This window comes from Salipiger sp. 1_MG-2023, assembly GCF_030547555.1.
GTDB lineage: Bacteria > Pseudomonadota > Alphaproteobacteria > Rhodobacterales > Rhodobacteraceae > Salipiger.
This window is the reverse complement of record NZ_JAUOQN010000024.1, coordinates 1-16,279: the sequence shown is the minus strand read 5'-3', so window position 1 is coordinate 16,279 and position 16,279 is coordinate 1. Positions and strand designations below refer to the sequence as shown.

Sequence of the window (16,279 nt, the reverse complement as noted above, 5' to 3'; positions counted from 1 at the left end):
TCACTCCTGAGAGACGGTCACCTGACCGTTTTCGGTCACGGTGCCGAACAGGGTTGTTCGGGACGAGAGGTTCATGACGCGCACACGCTCGCCTGCGGCGGCACGATCGAGGGCGCGCCCTTCGGTGGCGATGCGCAGCCCTCCCCGCGTGAAGATAAGTTCGACGATCTGGTTGCGGTCGATCAGGGCGGGCACACCGATGGAGCCTTCCATCACGGCGCGACCCGGATAAAGCGCGACCCGCGCCTCCTGTCCGATCACCGACCGAAGATCCGTGTAGGCGCCCGGCACATTGGCGGGATCGATGCCGACGGCGTCTGCGGTGATGAGCTCGAACGCCCGGATGGTCCGCGAGGCGACAACCGTGTCGGCACCAGCCGCGCTGGCGAGACACAGCAGGGGGACAAGAAAGCGCATCAGCGGACCTGGACGGTTGCGCCCATCATCTGGTCGGCGGCAGAGATGACCTTGGAATTGAGCTCGTAGCCACGCTGGGCTTCGATCAGCTCGGTGATTTCGTAGACCGGATCAACCGAACTGTCCTCGAGATAGCCCTGGCGGAAGAAGCCGAGGCCCTCTTGCCCGGCCGTGGTCTGTATCGGCGGGCCGGAAGCCTCGGTTTCGGTGAACAGGTTGCCGCCAATGGCTTCGAGCCCCTTGGGGTTGGTGAAGCCGGTCAGGGTCAGCTGGCCAAGCATCTGCGCCGCCGCGGTGTTGTCGAAATAGGCGTAAACCTCGCCATCAGCGTTGATCGAGATGCTGGTTGCGTCCTCGGGAATGGTGATCTCGGGCGACACCGCCATGCCATCGTTGGTCACGATCATGCCGTCAGCGTCGCGCTTGAGCGCGCCGTCGCGGGTAAAGCCAGCTTCGCCGGAGGGCAGCGTGACTTCGAAATAGCCACGCCCTTCGATGGCGATGTCGAGATCGCCGCCGGTGTTCGACAATGCGCCCTGCGCCATCTTCATGGTCACCGACGACGGTCGGACGCCGAGGCCAAGCTGAACGCCGGTCGGCAGCATCGTGCCATCGGCTGCATTGATCGTGCCGGCTCTTTGCTCCTGCTGGTAATGCAGGTCGGCGAATTCTGCCCGGCGGGCGTTGTAACCCGTCGTGCTCATGTTCGAGAGGTTCTGAGAGATGACCTCGACCCGCATCTGCTGGGCGCTCATGCCCGTTGCGGCGATCTTGAGTGCGCGCATGTTCCGGTCTCCTTACTTCACAAAGGCCTTGATGGCGGCCCGTACCCGTTCATCCTCGCGCTGGAGGAAATTCTGCCCCATCTCGTAGGCCCGCTGGACTTCGATCATCCGGGCGACCTGAAGGATCGGCTCGACGTTGGAATTCTCGACGAACCCCTGCATCACGCGGGGGCTGTCCACCGGCTCGTAGCCGTCGTCGGCGCGAAACAGCACGCCGCCTTCGCGGGCCATGGCACCGGCATTGAGCGGTTGCACGACGCCAAGCTGGCCAAGCGGCGCGCCGTTGCTGCTGAGCGTGCCGTCCTGCCCGACCGCAAGATCGGAGGCGTCGGGGGGCACAAAAACAGGGGCGCCGCCGGCATCAAGCACGGTATGGCCGTCTGGGGTCACCATGTCGCCGGCGGCGCTGACGATGAAAGACCCGGCGCGGGTCAGACGCTCGCCGCCCGGGGTCTGGATCAGGAAGAACCCGTCGCCTTCGATGGCGAAATCGTACTGGCCTCCGGTGCGGGTCAGCGTTCCCTGCGCGAAGGAGGTGTTCTTGACCTCGCTCTCGCTCATCGACACCGATCCGCCGGGCGCATCGCTGCGCTGCACGTATTCGGAAAAGATGACGCCCTGCTGCCGATAGCCGGTGGTCGCGGCATTGGCGATGTTGTTGGCGATCATCTGCATCTCGCGCGACAGGCCGCGCTGGCGAGAAAGTGTGGTGTAATCGGAAAGACCCATCTCAGCCTCCTGTGATCATGGGCAGGATGCGATCCTGGAAATAGCTGACGAGCGTGTTGGTCATGAAGCTCATCGACATCCAGAACACGAGGAGGATGGCGAGAAGCTTCGGAACGAAGGTCAGCGTCATTTCCTGGATCGAGGTCAGCGCCTGGAACAGTCCGACCGAGACGCCGGCAACAAGCGCCGCGGTCAGGATCGGCACCGAGGTGATCGTGGCGATCCACAATCCCTGGCGCAGCGTGTCGTAGAAGATGGCTTCGGTCAGCATGGCTCAGACCGGCATCCGCAGGATTTCCTGATAGGCCTCGACGAACTTGTTGCGCACGGCAACCACTGTCTCGACCGCCAGTTCGGATTGCGCGAGGGCGTTGACCAGCGCGTGGGGGTCGGCGTCGCCCACCATCGCAGTCTCGGCGGTGACTTCGGCATCCTTGAGGGTTGTGGCGAAATCCTGCGCCGCTTCGACGAATTTTTCCTGCACGCCTCCGGTTCCGGGCTGCGGTTCGGTGGCGGGTCGTTGGGCCGCGTATTTCTGCGCGGCAAATAGCGATCGGACGTCCATTCTGGTCTCCAATTCGGGTTATGGGGAAGGGGTTTATCGGCGCAGCAGATCCATCAGGCTCGAAGACATCTCGCGCGTCTGTTCGAACATCTTGAGATTGGCCTCGTAGCTTTGCTGGGCCTCGCGGGCATCGGCGAGTTCGATGATCAGGTCGACGTTCGATCCGTTGTAAAAGCCGCTCGCATCGGCCAGCGGGTTCTGCGGGTCGTAGATCTGTTCGAGATCGCTTCTGTCGAGATCGACCTTGCCGGTTTCGACCTGTTGCACGCTGTCCTTGCTGCCTTGCAGTTCGAACGGAATGGTCTTGCGGTGGTAGCCGGGCGTGTCCACGTTGGCGATATTCTCGGACAGGACCCGCAGCCGCGTCGCCTGGGCGCGCAAGCCGCTGGAGGATACGGAAAGGGCATCGGAAAAGTCGCTCATGTCGGGCTCTTTCGGTTATCGGCCAAGGCTGGCGCGCAGAATGTTGAGGTTCGAGCGGTAGATCGACAGCGCCCGGTTATGCGCGCGAGCGGCATCGACGGCGGTGACCATTTCAGTCTCGACCGAGACAGTGTTGCCATTGGGGTCGATGATATCGCGCCGCTCTTGCGCTTCGGGCATGTCACCGTCGCGACTGCCATTGATATGGCTGTCGCGGGTCGCGCGCTGCGACGACATTTCGTCGCGCACGGTCTTGTCGAAATCTGGCATCTCAAGCGCCCGATACCCGGGGGTATCGGCGTTCGCGATATTCTGCGAACTGATCGCCTGCTGTTTGCCACTATGCTGCGCCAAGGCCATTGCCGTTCTGAAAACGTCCAGGTTCTGGAACATCGGGGCTTCTCCCTCGATTTGCTTCAACCAAGGCTTAACGCTGATTCCTTTAGAAATGGTTTGAGAGAAAATAAGGATGCGAGCGGATGGACGACGCAGAGATTTCAGGGCTGAGGTCGCGCATCGCGCAGATCCAGTCTATTCGCGCGGTGGGGCGGGTAAGGTCAGTTGATGGAACGGTAATCTGGGTGCGCGGGCTCGCGCATACGGCCTGCATCGGTGACCGGCTTCGGCTGTATCGCGGCGCTGACACGCTGGATGGAGAGATTCTGAGGATTCGCGACGATCTGGTCGCCATGCTGCCGGATGAGGGCGCTGACGGGGTCTCTCAGGGGGATCGGGTCGCCGTTCTGGGGGCGCCGACGCTGGCGCCTTCGGATGGATGGATCGGGCGGGTCATTGACCCATACGGTGTGCCGCTCGACGAAATGCCGCTCAGCCCCGGTGCCGTTCGGCGGCCATTTCGCGCCAGCCCGCCGCCTGCCGCGCAGCGTCGTGGGCTGGGAGCACGCCTGCAAACCGGGCAGGCGGCGTTCGACACGCTTTTGCCAATCGTGCGCGGGCAGCGGATGGGCCTGTTCGCGGGGTCCGGCGTTGGCAAGTCGCGCCTTCTTGCCGCGCTCGCGCGGGGTATGACCGCCGATGTGGTGGTGTTGGCGCTGGTGGGCGAACGAGGCAGGGAGGTGCATGATTTCGTGCATTCGGTGCTTGGCCCCGAAGGGATGGCGCGCAGCGTTGTGGTTGCGGCCACCTCGGATCGCTCGCCGCTGGAGCGGCGGCGGTGTCCGCTTGCGGCGATGACCATAGCCGAGCATTTCCGGGATCAGGGGCTGCATGTTCTGTACCTTGCGGATTCGATCACCCGCTTTGCCGAAGCGCACCGCGAAGTTGCCGTTGCTGCTGGGGAAATGCCCGCGCTTCGGGGCTTTCCACCCTCGACCGCGCACCAGATCATGCGGCTTGCGGAACGCGCCGGGCCGGGGCTGCCGGGCTCTGGCGACATTACGGCGGTGTTCAGCGTGTTGGTTGCAGGGTCCGACATGGACGAACCTGTTGCCGACATTTTGCGCGGTGTGCTTGACGGTCACGTGGTGCTGAGCCGTGACATCGCCGAGCGTGGCCGCTTTCCGGCGATCGACGTGCTGCGTTCGGTGTCGCGCAGCCTGCCCGAGGCCGCGACAGACGAGGAAAACAGCGCCATCCTGCAGGCGCGGCAGCTGCTTGGGGCCTATGCGCGGTCGGAAACCATGATCCGCGCCGGGCTGTATCGCGAAGGCGAGGATCCGGTGCTCGATCAGGCCATCCGTGCATGGCCCGAGCTTGACGCCCTGATCGGCGAGGCGTCGCCGCATGGCACCACTGCGGCCTTCAATCGCCTGCGTCTGATCCTGCGGCGATCGGGTGCGAAGATGCCGCCGCAGACGCGCAACAGGATGGCCGGGACGCGATGATGGGCGGTTCAGCGCGTGCTGTTGCGCTAAACGACTTTCGCCAAAGGGATATCAGATCTTGCCGGTTTCCGGGGCAGGGTCTCCCGGGGCGGATTTTTCGGGCTCGATCGTCCCGCGTTGAGCCAGCCAACGTGCCACCAGCCAGACGCCAAGCGCCCATGCCGCGCCCAAAGACCAGCCTGCCAGCACATCGGACGGCCAGTGCACGCCAAGATAAACGCGGCTTACCCCGATCAGAATGGCCAGAACGGCGGCCACGGCGACAAAGTACACCCGCACCCGCAGCGATCGCTCTGTTCGCGCCAGCATCACCGCCAGCGTGAGATAAGTGATCGCAGACATCATGGAATGCCCCGACGGGAAGGAGGCGGTCATGACATCGACGCCATGTGGCACCAGATCCGGGCGCGGGCGGTCGAACCCGGCTTTGGCCAGATGCGACAGCCCCTGCCCGCCGAGGATCGCCACCAACAGCAGCAGTGCGGATGCCCTTCGGCGCAGCATGACAAGGAATGCAAGGACCACCAGCACCAGCAATGACAGCGCCGTCACACCGCCAAGCGCGGTCAGATCGCGCATCGCGACCTGAAGCTGCGGTCCGCCAATCGGCAACGACGGATCGCCCGGCACCCGCAGTGACAGCAACACCGCCTCGTCAAAGGCATGAAGGTCACCTTCGAGCATCTCGGCGGCCAGCCCGATAAAGGCCCAAAGCGATCCGGCGATGACGATGATGGCAATCAGCGTCGTGGCCTCGAGCCGCTGGAAAAGCGCTCGCACCGGTTGGGGCAGGGGCATGGGAGTCTCCTTGTGCTGCGAAGGCAAGATGGCACGCGATGGGCACAAGGCAAGCACGAGGCCGCCCCGGAAGGGACGGCCTCGATTGGCGTGAGGTCACACGCCCGCCATTTCTATCGCGCTGATCACCCGGTCGGGCAGGGCTGGAAAATCGCGCACCCGCGCGCCGGTTGCGTGGGCGATGGCGTTCAGAACCGCGGCGCCTGCACCGGAAATCCCCAGCTCTCCGATGCCCTTGGTCTGGATCGGGTTCGCCATGTCATCGCGCTCTTCGAGGAACACAACGGACATGTCTCCGGGCACGTCGGCATGGGACGGAACGTGGTAATTCGCCAGATCGCGCGTGACGATGTGCCCGGTGCGCGGATCATGTTCCAAGGCCTCGGTCAGGGCCGATCCAATGCCCCAGATCATCCCGCCAAGCGCCTGACTGCGCGAGGTTTTCTCGTTCAGAATGCGCCCCATGGCCATCACGCCAAGCATCCGGCGCACCCGGACCTCGCCGGTCCAGACGTTGACCCCGACCTCGGCGAAATGCGCGCCGAACCCTGATGACAGGTGCGATTTCGACGTGTCGCCGGCGGCGATTTCCGCCTCGTGAACGATTTCCGATGACACCAGATCCGTCAGTGCTCTTTCGATATTTCCGCCGCGGGCAATGCCGTCTTGCAAGGCAAGCTCGCCCGGCGCGCAGTCAAGTTGTGACGCAAGCTCGGCGCGGATCTTTTTCGCCGCGAGGAAGACCGCCGATCCGGCAGAGTTCGCCCCGAAGGAGCCGCCCGATCCCGACGCGCCGGGAAATGACGTATCGCCGAGCCGCACATCGACCTTTTCGACCGGCAGCCCCAGCATCTCGCCCGCGATCTGGCCAAGAATGGCATAGCTGCCGGTGCCGATGTCGGTCATGTCGGTTTCGACCACGGCCCGGTCGCCGAGCAGTCGCACCCGCGCCGCCGATTGCACCAGTGCGCTTTTGCGCGCCGCCGAGGCAACGCCCATGCCGATGCGCCAATCGCCTTCGACCTGCGCTCCCGGCGCACCGCGTCTTGCCCAGCCGAACTGCTCTGCGCCGGTGCGCAGGCAATCCGCCAGCCGCCGCACCGAATAGGCCTGCCCGGTCATCGGATGGGTTTCGGGAATGTTGCGCAGCCGCAGCTCGACCGGGCACAGGCCAAGCTTTTCCGCCAGCTCGTCCATCGCGGATTCAAAGGCCAGCATTCCGACAGCTTCGCCCGGTGCACGCACCGAGCCGCTTGGCGTGCGCGACACCCGCGCCAGCGTTTGCGAAAAGCTGAGGCCGTCGGCACCGTACAAGAACTGCGAGGCCTGCGAGACCGGTTCGGCAAAGCTCTCGCCGGGGAGGTTCGACACCAGATCGTCATGAGAAATCGCCCGGAGCCGACCATCGCCATCGGCCCCAAGCCGCACCCGTTGCAGCGTTTCCGACCGGCGCAGCACCGCGTCGAACACCGTCTGTCGCGACATCACCACCCGCACCGGGCGACCGATCTTCTCCGAGGCAATGGCCGCCGCCACGGCTTCTGGCCCGATGCCCAGCTTCGAGCCAAAGCCGCCGCCGATGAAAGGCGACAGGATGCGCACGCGCTCGGGGTCGATCCCCAGCGAATCCGCCAGCTCGTCGCGGTTGAATCGCAGCATCTGCAACGATCCGCGCAACAGCACAGTTTCGCCCGACCATTGCGCGATTGCCGCGTGTGGCTCCATCGCCGCCGCCGCCTGCGCATCGGTGCGATAGCGCGCGTCGATAGTGACGCTGGACGCCGCGAAGGCGGCGTCAAAATCGCCTGCGGTTTCGGGATCCTTGTCTTCGCGATCTTGCGCGGCTTCGGGATCGGTTTCGAAGGCGATTTCTTCGTAATGCACTGGCAAGCGGTGGGCGGCGTCGCGCGCCGTTTCCAGACTTTCTGCCACCACAAGCGTGATGGGCTGGCCGTGGTAGAACACCTCGCCATTCGGCTGACAGGGGGCGGCCCCTGCCATGCCCTGCGCCGGGTTGCGCAGCAGTCTTGCGTCGGTGATCACGTCGATCAGGCCGGGCATGTCGCGGATCGCCTCGCGATCAAGGCCGGTGACACGGCCCCGCGAGATCGTCGCACGGACCAGCACACCATGAACGCAACCTTCTGGCAGCTCTTCGGCGGCGTAACGTGCTGTGCCTGTGACCTTCTTGGGCCCCTCCGGGCGGCTGAGGGGTTTGCCGACCACGCCTTGGCGCATCTTATCAAGCAGGCGTGGCTGCGCCTCGTTCATACGGAAGATCTCGGTCATCACAGGCTCCGTGCGGTGTCGACGCGCCCTGCAAGGCCGGTTGCCTCGCGCAGGGTCGCAATCAGAGTGCGCCGTAGCAGCGGGCGCTTGAACTCGGTCTCGGGCTGAGGCGCGCTATCGGGCACAAGCTGCGCCGCTGCGCGCGCGAAGCTTTCGTCCGAGGCTTCGGCTCCGGCCAGCAGCGCGTTCACCGACCCGTCGGTCCACGGGCGGGGCGCGATGCCGCCAAAGGCCAGCGAAGCTTCGGCGATGGTGTCGCCGTCCATCAACACCACGGCGGCAACCGAGACCAGCGCAAAGGCATAGGACGCGCGGTCGCGCACCTTGCGATAGGTCTGCGCCGTGCCCGATCGCGGCGCGGGCAGCACCACGGCGGTGATGATCTCGCCTTGCCTCAAGTCGCTTTCGATGTCGGGGCGATTGCCCGGCAGGGTGTAAAGCTGTGTCACCGGCAGGGTTCGGACCTCGCCGGACGGCGCGGCGATCTCGACGCTGGCCCCCAGCACCGCAAGGGCGACGGCCATGTCGGACGGATGCGCAGCAAGGCAATCCTCCGAGGTGCCAAGCAGCGCCAGCATCCGCCCGGACCCGCCCTGAGCCGAACAGCCCGTTCCGGGCGCGCGTTTGTTGCAAGCCATCGCTGTGTCGTAGAAATACGGGCAGCGCGTGCGTTGCAGCAGGTTGCCGCCAGTGGTCGCCTTGTTGCGGATCTGCGCCGAGGCCCCGGCAAGGATCGCCCGCGACAGCACCGGCCAGCCCGCCCGCACGCGGGGATCCGTTGCCAGCGCGGTGTTGGTCACCAACGCGCCGATGCGCAGCCCGCCATCGTGGTCCTCGATCCGGTCCAGCCCATCGAGGCGCGAGATATCAACCAGTCGCGAAGGGGTCATCACCTGAATTTTCATCAAATCAAGCAGGTTGGTGCCGCCCGCAATGATCGCGGCGGCGTCACTCATCCTTTCGGAGGCATCGTGCAACGACGTGGCGCGCTCGTAGTCAAACGGTCTCATTCCTCTGCCTCCGCCGCCATGGCGATGGCTTCGCGGATCAGCGGATAGGCCGAGCAGCGGCAGAGATTGCCGCTCATCCGCTCGGCGATCTCCGCGTCGCTCATCGTCGCCCCGTCCAGCCCTTCGGAGACATAAGATGGATGCCCGGCCTTCAACTCTTCGAACAACGCGGTGGCCGACATGATCTGCCCCGGCGTGCAATAGCCACACTGATAGCCGTCTTTTTCGACAAAGGCGGCCTGCAGCGCGTTCAGCCGGTCGGGCGAGCCAAGGCCTTCGATGGTGGTGATTTCGTCGCCGTCATGCATCGCGGCAAGGCACAGGCAGGAATTGACCCGCACGCCGTTCACCAGCACGGTGCAAGCCCCGCATTGCCCGTGATCGCAACCTTTCTTGGTGCCGGTCAGGTTCAGATGGTCGCGCAGCGCATCAAGCAGCGTCGTGCGCGGGTCGAGCGCAAGCGCATGGCTTCGCCCGTTGACTGTGAATGTCGTCATGGCAATCTTTCTCGTATCTGGCATGTGGCTGGATCGGTTCCGAGCAGACCCTTGAATAGCAAACCAAGCCAGACGCTTCGGGTTCCGAAAAAACCGTGCGGGCCGGGGCCGGTTCACCCCGCGCGGCCCGGTGGCATGGGTCTTCCGCCACGCTGCAGACTGCGCAGGCAGATCGGCCAAGACCATTTACAACCGCCTGAACCGGGCGCATCCAAGGATGCATCACGACGCAGATCAACCGGAGGAGAGACGATGAAAGCCCTTGTGCTCGAAGAGAAAGGCAATCTCAGCCTGCGGGATTTCGACATTCCGGCCACGCTTGGCCCGCGCGATCTGCGCATCAAGACGCATACGGTCGGGATCTGTGGATCGGATGTGCATTACTATACCCACGGCAAGATCGGCCACTTCGTCGTGACGGAGCCGATGGTTCTGGGCCACGAGGCCGCCGGCACGGTGGTTGAGGTCGGCAGTGAGGTAACCACGCTGAAACCCGGCGATCGGGTGTGCATGGAGCCGGGCATCCCCGATCTGAACAGCCGCGCCAGCAAGCTGGGTCTCTACAATGTCGATCCCGCCGTGACCTTCTGGGCCACGCCTCCGGTGCATGGTTGCCTGACGCCCGAGGTCATCCAACCCGCCGCCTTTACCTACAAACTACCGGGCGGCGTCAGCTTTGCCGAAGGCGCGATGGTCGAACCCTTTGCCATCGGCATGCAGGCCGCCCTGCGCGCCCGCATCCAGCCCGGTGATATCGCCGTCGTCACCGGGGCGGGGCCGATTGGCATGATGGTTGCGCTTGCCGCCCTTTCGGGGGGCTGCGCCAAGGTCATCGTCAGCGATCTGGCCCAGCCCAAGCTGGACATCATCGGCGCTTATGACGGTATCGAGACGGTGAACATCCGCGACACGCCTTTGGCCGATGCGATTGCCGAGGCCACCGGCGGCTGGGGCGCGGATGTGGTGTTCGAATGCTCGGGTGCGGCGCCAGCGATCCTGTCGATGCACCAGCTGGCGCGCCCCGGCGGGGCCATCGTTCTGGTCGGAATGCCGGTCGATCCGGTGCCGGTCGATATCGTCGGCCTGCAGGCCAAGGAGCTGCGCATCGAGACAGTGTTCCGCTACGCCAACGTCTATGACAGGGCCATCGCGCTGATGAGCTCGGGCAAGGTTGACCTCAAGCCGCTGATCTCGGCGACTCTGCCGTTTGCCGAGGCCATCGCCGGGTTTGATCGCGCGGTCGAGGCGCGCCCCTCTGACGTGAAGCTGCAAATCCGTATGCCGGACTGAAACCGGGGGTGCCGGCGTCAGAAAGATACATGGGCCGCCGGAGAGGGGGGGCTCAGGCGGCGGCGCTCTGTTTTGCTGCCCGATCTAACGTTTGCGGGCGGTGGCTTCGGCGCTTTTCTGGCGTTCGACATCTTCGCCAAGCGCAACCTCGTTCTTCACCTGGCCCCAGGTCAGCAGGGTAAAGATCGCCGTGCCACCGACCACGTTTCCGGCCAGCGTCGGAAGAAAATACGACAGGAGCAAGGCGCCCAGCGTTTCGTCGCCGTGCCAGGCAAGCAGGCCCATTTCGACCGAGCCCGCGACGACATGGGCAAAGCCTGCCGCCGCCATCAACCATGTCACCATCATCACAAGGAAAAAGCTGTTGCCCTGTCCGCTTGGCAAGATCCAGACCAGCGACGCGATCAGCACCCCCGCCGGCATGGCGCGCATGAAGTTGTGCCATGGCGTGCCTTCGACCGCGTGGCGCGAGACTTCGAGCAGCGCCTCGTGCATCGGTTCGGAGACAACGCCGGGCAACCCGAGAAACCACGACACCAGCAACGCCCCCGCAAGGTTCGCCGCCAGCACCACGGCCCAGAGCCGCAGCATGCTGAGCAGGCAATCGAGCTTGCGGCGCGAGATCACCGGAAGCACGGTGGTGATGGTATTTTCGGTGAAAAGCTGCATCCGCCCAAAGATCACGGCGAGGAACCCCATGGAATAGCCAAGTGATTCCACCAGCATGGTCCAATCTGCACCGTTGGGCAGAAAACGGTGCAGCACCGATTGCGCCAGCACTGAAAAGCTGATGACGATGCCTGCCGCCAGCCCAGACCAGATCAGGGAGACGGTCGGTCGGGCAAGTTCTTCATCACCGTCGCGGCGGATCACCTCGTAGATCAGGCGCGCCGAAAGGCGCGATGCCTGCGAGACCGATCTTTCCTCGACGGGCTCGTGGACGGTGCGGTTTTCGCTGAGCTCGTCAGTCGGCTCGGGGGAAGATTGGGGGGTGTTCATGCAGGCGAACCCGCGAAACGGCGTCAGGTTCCCCGCGCGGCGATCGCCAGCCCGTCAATGACCGCCGTAAAAGCATCGCCGCTGCGTTGCGCCGCGTCTGGGCACAGATCGCGCGCGGCATCCCGGACCATGCCCATCAGGCTCGACCCGCCGACCAGCACCACCTGCGACACCTGCGCCGGGGCCAGCCCGGCCAGCCGCAGCGTTTCGGCGGCGGCGGCGGTCAGGGCGCTGCGATGCGACATCAGCGCGGCGTTGAGGCTGGTTTCCGAGATCGCAGCCGTCAGCCCCTTTTCGATCTCGCCAAGCGCGATCGTCGCGTCGGCGCCGGGGGTGTTTGCGGCGATCTTGCCACGCTCGACCGCAAAGGCCAGCGCGTGGCCCAGCTCGTCGTCGAGCACCTCGCGCAGGCGGCCCAGCTTTTCGGGCTCGACCGCGTGGCGCAGCATGTTTGCGGCCATGCGCCGGGAGTCGGCAGTGTACAGAAACGGGATTTTCGCCCATGTCGCCAGATCGACAAAGGGCGCGCGGGGCACCGGCAGCAGGCCCTCTCCCATCTCGCGCTTCAACTCCGAGCCAAGGCCGAGCAGCGGCATGGCATGGGCCAGCGACACGTCGCGGTCGAAATCGGTGCCGCCCAGACGGATGCCGTGCGAGGCCAGCACCTGCGCCCCGTCGCAGACCGAGAAATCCGAGGTGCCGCCGCCGATGTCGACGATCAGCTGCACACCCTGTTTGCTGCCCGCCGCAAGCGCTGCCGCTTCGGGTTCGGCGAGAAAACTGATCTCGGTGAAACCGGCGGCAAGGTAGCAGGCGCGCAGATCCGCCTCGGCCTGCGCGTCGCGGTCCGGCTCGTTGTGGAAATGCACCGGGCGACCGGAGAGCACGCGGGCAAAGCGCATGCCGGTTGCCGCTTCGGATCGCTCGCGCAGTTCGACAAGAAAGGCGGTAACGATCTCGGCCAAGGTGCGGCGCTTGCCGCCGACAAGCCGGGTTTCGTGAAACAGCGGCAGGCCCAGAACCGATTTGAGCGCCCGCATGTAGCGGCCCTCGTCGCCCGCGACCAGCGCATCAAAGGCGGCCGCCCCGATGCGCATCCTCCCGCCTTCGGGAAAGAACACGGCGGTTGGCAGGGTGTCAGCGCCGCGCTCGATGGCGATGCGGTGAACGCCGCCCTCCCAAGCCAGCGCGGCGGCGCTGTTCGAGGTGCCAAAGTCGATCGCAAGACGGTCCATGTGGGGGGCCTTTCAACGGAAACGTTTCGTCTACGCCCGTGCCAGTTTCCACGCAACCCCGCCGCTGAAACCAGCGTTCAGACAACGACGCGTTTGGAAAAAGCCTGAGGATGGCATGGACACTGGGCGCGGGTCAGGCCCCGGTGTCGGCCCAGCCAGCAAAGATTTTCTCAAGCGCGACCACCGCGTAATAGAGCACGATCCCCAGCACCGCGAGCGCGATCAGCACCGCGAACATCAGCGGGTAATTGGAATTGGTCTGCCCCGACAGGAACAATGCGCCAAGCCCGCGCCCGTGCGGCGAGATGATCTCGACCAGATTGGTGCCGATGAAGGCCAGCGTGACCGACACTTTCAGCGCGCCAAAGAATTCCGGCAGGGTCTTGGGCAGGGCGATCTTGCGAAAGATGGTGATCTTCGACGCGCCAAGGCTGCGCAGGATGTCGCGGTATTCGGGTTCCAGCGTCGACAGGCCGATGCCGACCGACACCGCGATGGGAAAGAAGCTGATCAGGAAGGCCATCAACACCGTGTTGAAATCATGCTCGCCGATGAACAGCAGCGCCAGCACCGGCACCAGCGTCGCCTTGGGGATGGCGTTGAAACCGACCAGCAGCGGGTAAAGCGCATCGCGGGCGGTGCGCGAAAAGCCCATGACCATGCCAAGCGCGGTGCCAAAAAACGTTGCCAGCAGCAAACCGGCGACCGTGCGCCACAGCGTCTGCCAGCTGCCGATCAGGAACAGGTTCCAGAACTTCGTATAGGCCTGCGGCAGATCGGACGGCGAGGCCATGACGTAATCGGGCCAGTTGTTGACGCGCACCAGCGCCTCCCACAGGATCAGGAAGGCGATGATGGCAAGTACGGGGATGGCGATCTTGCGAAACATTCAGTGAGCCTCCACCGGGCCGCGCCCTTGAGCGATGCGGATCTGATCGCGCAGGATATGCAGCATCTCGGCGCATTCGGGGGTATAAAGCCCGTCGAGTTCGCGCAGGCCGGGGCCTCCGGGCCATTGCACATCCATCACGTATTGGGTGCGGGCGGGACGACCCGACAGCACGAAGACCTGATCGCCAAGATAGACGCTTTCGCGCAGATCATGGGTGATCAGCACGGCGGTGAACGGCTCCTTGGCGCGCAGCGCGTGCATGGTCTGCCACAGGTCTTCGCGGGTAAAGGCGTCGAGCGCGCCGAACGGCTCGTCCATGATCAGCACATCGGGCTTGTGGACGATGGCGCGGCACAGGCTGGCGCGCTGGCGCATGCCGCCCGACAGTTCCGACGGGCGCTTGTTCTCAAAGCCCTTGAGGCCGACCAGCTCCAGCAGTTCTTCGGCGCGGGCGATGCGCTCGGCGCGCGGCATCCGGGGGGCGACGATTTCCAGCGGCAGGATCACATTGTCGAGGATGGTGCGCCATTCCAGCATGACCGGGTTCTGAAACGCCATGCCCACGGTCTTACGCGGGGATTTCACCCGCTCGCCATGCAGCCAGACCTCGCCGCTGTCGGGCGTCATCAGCCCCGCAACCAGCCGTGTCAGGGTGGATTTTCCGCAACCCGACGGGCCGACAACGGCAGCAAATTCGCCTTCGGGCACGTTGACGTTCAGCCCGTCCAGCACCGGCAGAGGCCCCTTGGGCGTCTGGTAGGCATGCCGTACGTCGCGGATCTCGATCAGGTCTGTCATTGGGGGTCTTTCGGCAAGCGCCCGGGCCGCGGCGGCCCGGGCGTAAAGGGCTTACTGAAGCTTCAGCGCGGCGGCATCCGGCAGGTAGCTGCCGTCAAAGTACAGATCGGCGCTCGGCGTGGACTGGAATTCGTAGACCAGTTTGGTCTGCTCGATGGCGCTGTCCATGCGGTCGCTGTCGATCGGACCAAGGCCGTTTTCCTTGACGAAATCGGTCAGGACGTTGTCGTCGATCGCCATTTGAAGCCGCTCTTGTTCCAACTCCGCGTCCGCGGCGGGATTGCGCGACATCAGGGCCTCGATGGCCTTTTCCGGGTCGGCGATGGCATCTTTCCAACCCGCCGCAATGGCGCTGAGAAAGCCGGTCACGGCCTCGGGGTTCTCGGCGGCGAAGTCGGTGTTGACGATGATCGCGTTGCCATAGAGATTGACCCCATGATCGGCCATCAGGATGACGCTGATGTCATCTTCGGGCACGCCCAGCCGCTTGAGGTTCAGGGTCGAGCTGAAGGAAAAGCCGGCGACCGAGGCGACCTTGCCTTCGGCCAGCATTGGCTCGCGGGTCGGGAAGCCGACAGGCTCAACGGTGATCTCGTCCATGGTCAGATCATTCGCGGCGGCAAAGATCGGGAACTGGGCCCAGGCCCCATCGGGGGGCGGCGCGCCCAGCACTTTGCCCATCATGTCAGACGGCTGAGACACGCCCAGCGACTTGCGCCCGACGATGGCAAAGGGCGGCTTGTCGTAGATCATCATGACCGCCTTGACCGGCGCATCGGGGTTCTGATCGAGAAACCGCATCAGGCTGTTGATGTCGGCAAAACCGACCGGGAAAGCGCCGGTGGCAACCTTGGGGATCGCGTCAAGCGAGCCCTTGCCTTCGGAAATCTCGACCGAAAGGTCCTGCGCCGCGAACAGACCATCGTCGATGGCAAGGAAATACGGGGCCGACGGGCCTTCGAATTTCCAGTCGAGCGCAAAGGGCATGTCTGTCTCGGCCATCGCCGGCAGTGCCAGCGCAAGCACCGTCGCGGTGGTGGTGAAAAGCTGTCGGATCACGGGGTCTCTCCTCTCATGTGCCGCACGCCGCCGCGGGCATTGCGGTTCATCCGAGAGGCGGCATATCAGAGCCGCGCGCGTCGCGCAGGGAAACTGTGATTAAACGGGCGGAAAACTTGCATACTGTCTACTACTGCGCGATTAAAGTGCAATAGTTTGCCTAGGGTCAGGACTCATAGCCAGAAGATTACGATCGCGGCGAGAGCGATGGCCGATAGGAAGGTCTTGGGACAGCGGTCATAGCGTGTTGCGACGCGCCTCCAGTCCTTTAGTCTGCCGAACATGATCTCGATCCGATTGCGGCGTTTGTATCGTCGCTTGTCGTACTTCACAGGTTTCTTGCGCTGTTTCCGGCCTGGAATACAGGCGCGTATCCCTTTGTCTTTCAACGCTTCTCTGAACCAATCAGCATCGTAGCCGCGATCGCCAAGCAGCCATTCGACCTTTGGCAAGCTACCCACCAAAGCGCGGGCACCGATGTAATCGCTGACCTGTCCTGCGGTCACGAACAGGTTCAGGGGACGCCCTTGGCTGTCGCAGATGGCGTGCAGCTTGGTGTTCATACCACCCTTTTGTATTGACCCAGCGGAATCTGCTCAGGTTAGGCCGCTAATCTGCATGCCTCGGCAGGCGTGCGCATGGCAAGCGC

General features: G+C 64.3%; 18 protein-coding genes and 1 pseudogene. 2 read left to right on the top strand and 17 right to left on the bottom strand.

The annotated features are described in order from the left end of the window. From flgA to Q4543_RS12820, 7 genes are read right to left on the bottom strand one after another with little or no spacing between them, the layout of a single operon-like run. A complete protein-coding gene (gene flgA / locus Q4543_RS12850; protein ID WP_216003198.1) occupies nt 1-417 on the bottom strand; it encodes a flagellar basal body P-ring formation chaperone FlgA in 417 nt (138 codons plus the stop codon). Further along, the gene (flgG, locus tag Q4543_RS12845) at nt 417-1,202 is read right to left on the bottom strand and encodes a flagellar basal-body rod protein FlgG (protein ID WP_216003199.1); all 786 of its coding nucleotides are present in this window, start codon (nt 1,200-1,202) and stop codon (nt 417-419) included. The genes flgA and flgG overlap by 1 nt, the downstream gene beginning before the upstream one ends. Before the next feature lie 12 nt (nt 1,203-1,214). Further along, a complete protein-coding gene (locus tag Q4543_RS12840; RefSeq protein WP_303438838.1) occupies nt 1,215-1,931 on the bottom strand; it encodes a flagellar hook-basal body complex protein in 717 nt (238 codons plus the stop codon). 1 nt (nt 1,932) lies between these two features. Next, nucleotides 1,933-2,202 carry a flagellar biosynthetic protein FliQ gene (locus Q4543_RS12835; protein ID WP_303438837.1) on the bottom strand — a complete coding sequence of 90 codons (270 nt, stop codon included), beginning with the start codon at nt 2,200-2,202 and terminating at the stop codon, nt 1,933-1,935. Between the two features lie 3 nt (nt 2,203-2,205). Beyond that, on the bottom strand, nt 2,206-2,496 hold the full coding sequence (gene fliE, locus Q4543_RS12830; protein ID WP_303438836.1) for a flagellar hook-basal body complex protein FliE: 291 nt from the start codon (nt 2,494-2,496) through the stop codon (nt 2,206-2,208). Between the two features lie 33 nt (nt 2,497-2,529). Then, nucleotides 2,530-2,919, bottom strand: a complete 390-nt coding sequence (flgC, locus tag Q4543_RS12825) for a flagellar basal body rod protein FlgC (RefSeq protein WP_303438835.1) — start codon at nt 2,917-2,919, stop codon at nt 2,530-2,532. A gap of 15 nt (nt 2,920-2,934) precedes the next feature. Further along, a complete protein-coding gene (locus tag Q4543_RS12820) occupies nt 2,935-3,312 on the bottom strand; it encodes a FlgB family protein (RefSeq protein WP_216003204.1) in 378 nt (125 codons plus the stop codon). 86 nt (nt 3,313-3,398) lie between these two features. Between Q4543_RS12820 and Q4543_RS12815 the strand changes: the two genes are divergently transcribed. Beyond that, complete coding sequence (locus tag Q4543_RS12815; protein ID WP_303438832.1) at nt 3,399-4,763, top strand: FliI/YscN family ATPase; 1,365 nt, start codon at nt 3,399-3,401, stop codon at nt 4,761-4,763. A 51-nt stretch (nt 4,764-4,814) separates the two neighbouring features. Here Q4543_RS12815 and Q4543_RS12810 read toward each other — a convergent pair whose 3' ends face one another. From Q4543_RS12810 to Q4543_RS12795, 4 genes are all read right to left on the bottom strand, one after another. Next, on the bottom strand, nt 4,815-5,561 hold the full coding sequence (locus Q4543_RS12810; protein WP_303438830.1) for a phosphatase PAP2 family protein: 747 nt from the start codon (nt 5,559-5,561) through the stop codon (nt 4,815-4,817). 96 nt (nt 5,562-5,657) lie between these two features. Further along, nucleotides 5,658-7,850, bottom strand: coding sequence for a xanthine dehydrogenase family protein molybdopterin-binding subunit (locus Q4543_RS12805; protein ID WP_303438828.1), 2,193 nt, complete (start codon nt 7,848-7,850; stop codon nt 5,658-5,660). Next, nucleotides 7,850-8,860, bottom strand: a complete 1,011-nt coding sequence (locus Q4543_RS12800; protein ID WP_303438826.1) for a xanthine dehydrogenase family protein subunit M — start codon at nt 8,858-8,860, stop codon at nt 7,850-7,852. Before Q4543_RS12800 ends, Q4543_RS12805 begins: the two co-directional genes overlap by 1 nt. Continuing rightward, nucleotides 8,857-9,357 carry a 2Fe-2S iron-sulfur cluster-binding protein gene (locus Q4543_RS12795; protein ID WP_303438824.1) on the bottom strand — a complete coding sequence of 167 codons (501 nt, stop codon included), beginning with the start codon at nt 9,355-9,357 and terminating at the stop codon, nt 8,857-8,859. The genes Q4543_RS12800 and Q4543_RS12795 overlap by 4 nt, the downstream gene beginning before the upstream one ends. 252 nt (nt 9,358-9,609) lie before the next feature. Here Q4543_RS12795 and Q4543_RS12790 point away from each other — a divergent pair, with 252 nt between their 5' ends. Then, entirely contained in the window at nt 9,610-10,647 is a 1,038-nt protein-coding gene (locus Q4543_RS12790; RefSeq protein ID WP_303438822.1) for an NAD(P)-dependent alcohol dehydrogenase, read from the top strand. An 84-nt stretch (nt 10,648-10,731) separates the two neighbouring features. On the opposite strand, the gene Q4543_RS12785 is transcribed toward Q4543_RS12790, so the two are convergent. From Q4543_RS12785 to Q4543_RS12760, 6 genes and pseudogenes are all read right to left on the bottom strand, one after another. Next, nucleotides 10,732-11,646, bottom strand: a complete 915-nt coding sequence (locus Q4543_RS12785) for a formate/nitrite transporter family protein (RefSeq protein WP_303438820.1) — start codon at nt 11,644-11,646, stop codon at nt 10,732-10,734. A 23-nt stretch (nt 11,647-11,669) separates the two neighbouring features. After that, the gene (locus Q4543_RS12780; protein ID WP_303438818.1) at nt 11,670-12,881 is read right to left on the bottom strand and encodes an Hsp70 family protein; all 1,212 of its coding nucleotides are present in this window, start codon (nt 12,879-12,881) and stop codon (nt 11,670-11,672) included. A 133-nt stretch (nt 12,882-13,014) separates the two neighbouring features. Continuing rightward, nucleotides 13,015-13,770 (bottom strand): ABC transporter permease, encoded by a 756-nt coding sequence (locus Q4543_RS12775; protein ID WP_303438816.1) that lies wholly within the window; start codon nt 13,768-13,770, stop codon nt 13,015-13,017. Beyond that, nucleotides 13,771-14,571 carry an ABC transporter ATP-binding protein gene (locus Q4543_RS12770; RefSeq protein WP_303438815.1) on the bottom strand — a complete coding sequence of 267 codons (801 nt, stop codon included), beginning with the start codon at nt 14,569-14,571 and terminating at the stop codon, nt 13,771-13,773. A gap of 51 nt (nt 14,572-14,622) precedes the next feature. Next, the gene (locus Q4543_RS12765; protein ID WP_216003231.1) at nt 14,623-15,573 is read right to left on the bottom strand and encodes an ABC transporter substrate-binding protein; all 951 of its coding nucleotides are present in this window, start codon (nt 15,571-15,573) and stop codon (nt 14,623-14,625) included. A 230-nt stretch (nt 15,574-15,803) separates the two neighbouring features. Then, a pseudogene (locus Q4543_RS12760) lies at nt 15,804-16,202 on the bottom strand (IS5 family transposase); the annotation flags it as partial. Nucleotides 16,203-16,279: the final 77 nt, after the last annotated feature.

Excerpts from the sequence above, each read along its gene's own strand:
- flgA (WP_216003198.1), bottom strand. The coding sequence starts at position 417 with ATGCGCTTTCTTGTCCCCCTGCTGTGTCTCGCCAGCGCGGCTGGTGCC.
- flgG (WP_216003199.1), bottom strand. The coding sequence starts at position 1,202 with ATGCGCGCACTCAAGATCGCCGCAACGGGCATGAGCGCCCAGCAGATG.
- Q4543_RS12840 (WP_303438838.1), bottom strand. The coding sequence starts at position 1,931 with ATGGGTCTTTCCGATTACACCACACTTTCTCGCCAGCGCGGCCTGTCG.
- Q4543_RS12835 (WP_303438837.1), bottom strand. The coding sequence starts at position 2,202 with ATGCTGACCGAAGCCATCTTCTACGACACGCTGCGCCAGGGATTGTGG.
- fliE (WP_303438836.1), bottom strand. The coding sequence starts at position 2,496 with ATGGACGTCCGATCGCTATTTGCCGCGCAGAAATACGCGGCCCAACGA.
- flgC (WP_303438835.1), bottom strand. The coding sequence starts at position 2,919 with ATGAGCGACTTTTCCGATGCCCTTTCCGTATCCTCCAGCGGCTTGCGC.
- Q4543_RS12820 (WP_216003204.1), bottom strand. The coding sequence starts at position 3,312 with ATGTTCCAGAACCTGGACGTTTTCAGAACGGCAATGGCCTTGGCGCAG.
- Q4543_RS12815 (WP_303438832.1), top strand. The coding sequence starts at position 3,399 with ATGGACGACGCAGAGATTTCAGGGCTGAGGTCGCGCATCGCGCAGATC.
- Q4543_RS12810 (WP_303438830.1), bottom strand. The coding sequence starts at position 5,561 with ATGCCCCTGCCCCAACCGGTGCGAGCGCTTTTCCAGCGGCTCGAGGCC.
- Q4543_RS12805 (WP_303438828.1), bottom strand. The coding sequence starts at position 7,850 with ATGACCGAGATCTTCCGTATGAACGAGGCGCAGCCACGCCTGCTTGAT.
- Q4543_RS12800 (WP_303438826.1), bottom strand. The coding sequence starts at position 8,860 with ATGAGACCGTTTGACTACGAGCGCGCCACGTCGTTGCACGATGCCTCC.
- Q4543_RS12795 (WP_303438824.1), bottom strand. The coding sequence starts at position 9,357 with ATGACGACATTCACAGTCAACGGGCGAAGCCATGCGCTTGCGCTCGAC.
- Q4543_RS12790 (WP_303438822.1), top strand. The coding sequence starts at position 9,610 with ATGAAAGCCCTTGTGCTCGAAGAGAAAGGCAATCTCAGCCTGCGGGAT.
- Q4543_RS12785 (WP_303438820.1), bottom strand. The coding sequence starts at position 11,646 with ATGAACACCCCCCAATCTTCCCCCGAGCCGACTGACGAGCTCAGCGAA.
- Q4543_RS12780 (WP_303438818.1), bottom strand. The coding sequence starts at position 12,881 with ATGGACCGTCTTGCGATCGACTTTGGCACCTCGAACAGCGCCGCCGCG.
- Q4543_RS12775 (WP_303438816.1), bottom strand. The coding sequence starts at position 13,770 with ATGTTTCGCAAGATCGCCATCCCCGTACTTGCCATCATCGCCTTCCTG.
- Q4543_RS12770 (WP_303438815.1), bottom strand. The coding sequence starts at position 14,571 with ATGACAGACCTGATCGAGATCCGCGACGTACGGCATGCCTACCAGACG.
- Q4543_RS12765 (WP_216003231.1), bottom strand. The coding sequence starts at position 15,573 with ATGGCCGAGACAGACATGCCCTTTGCGCTCGACTGGAAATTCGAAGGC.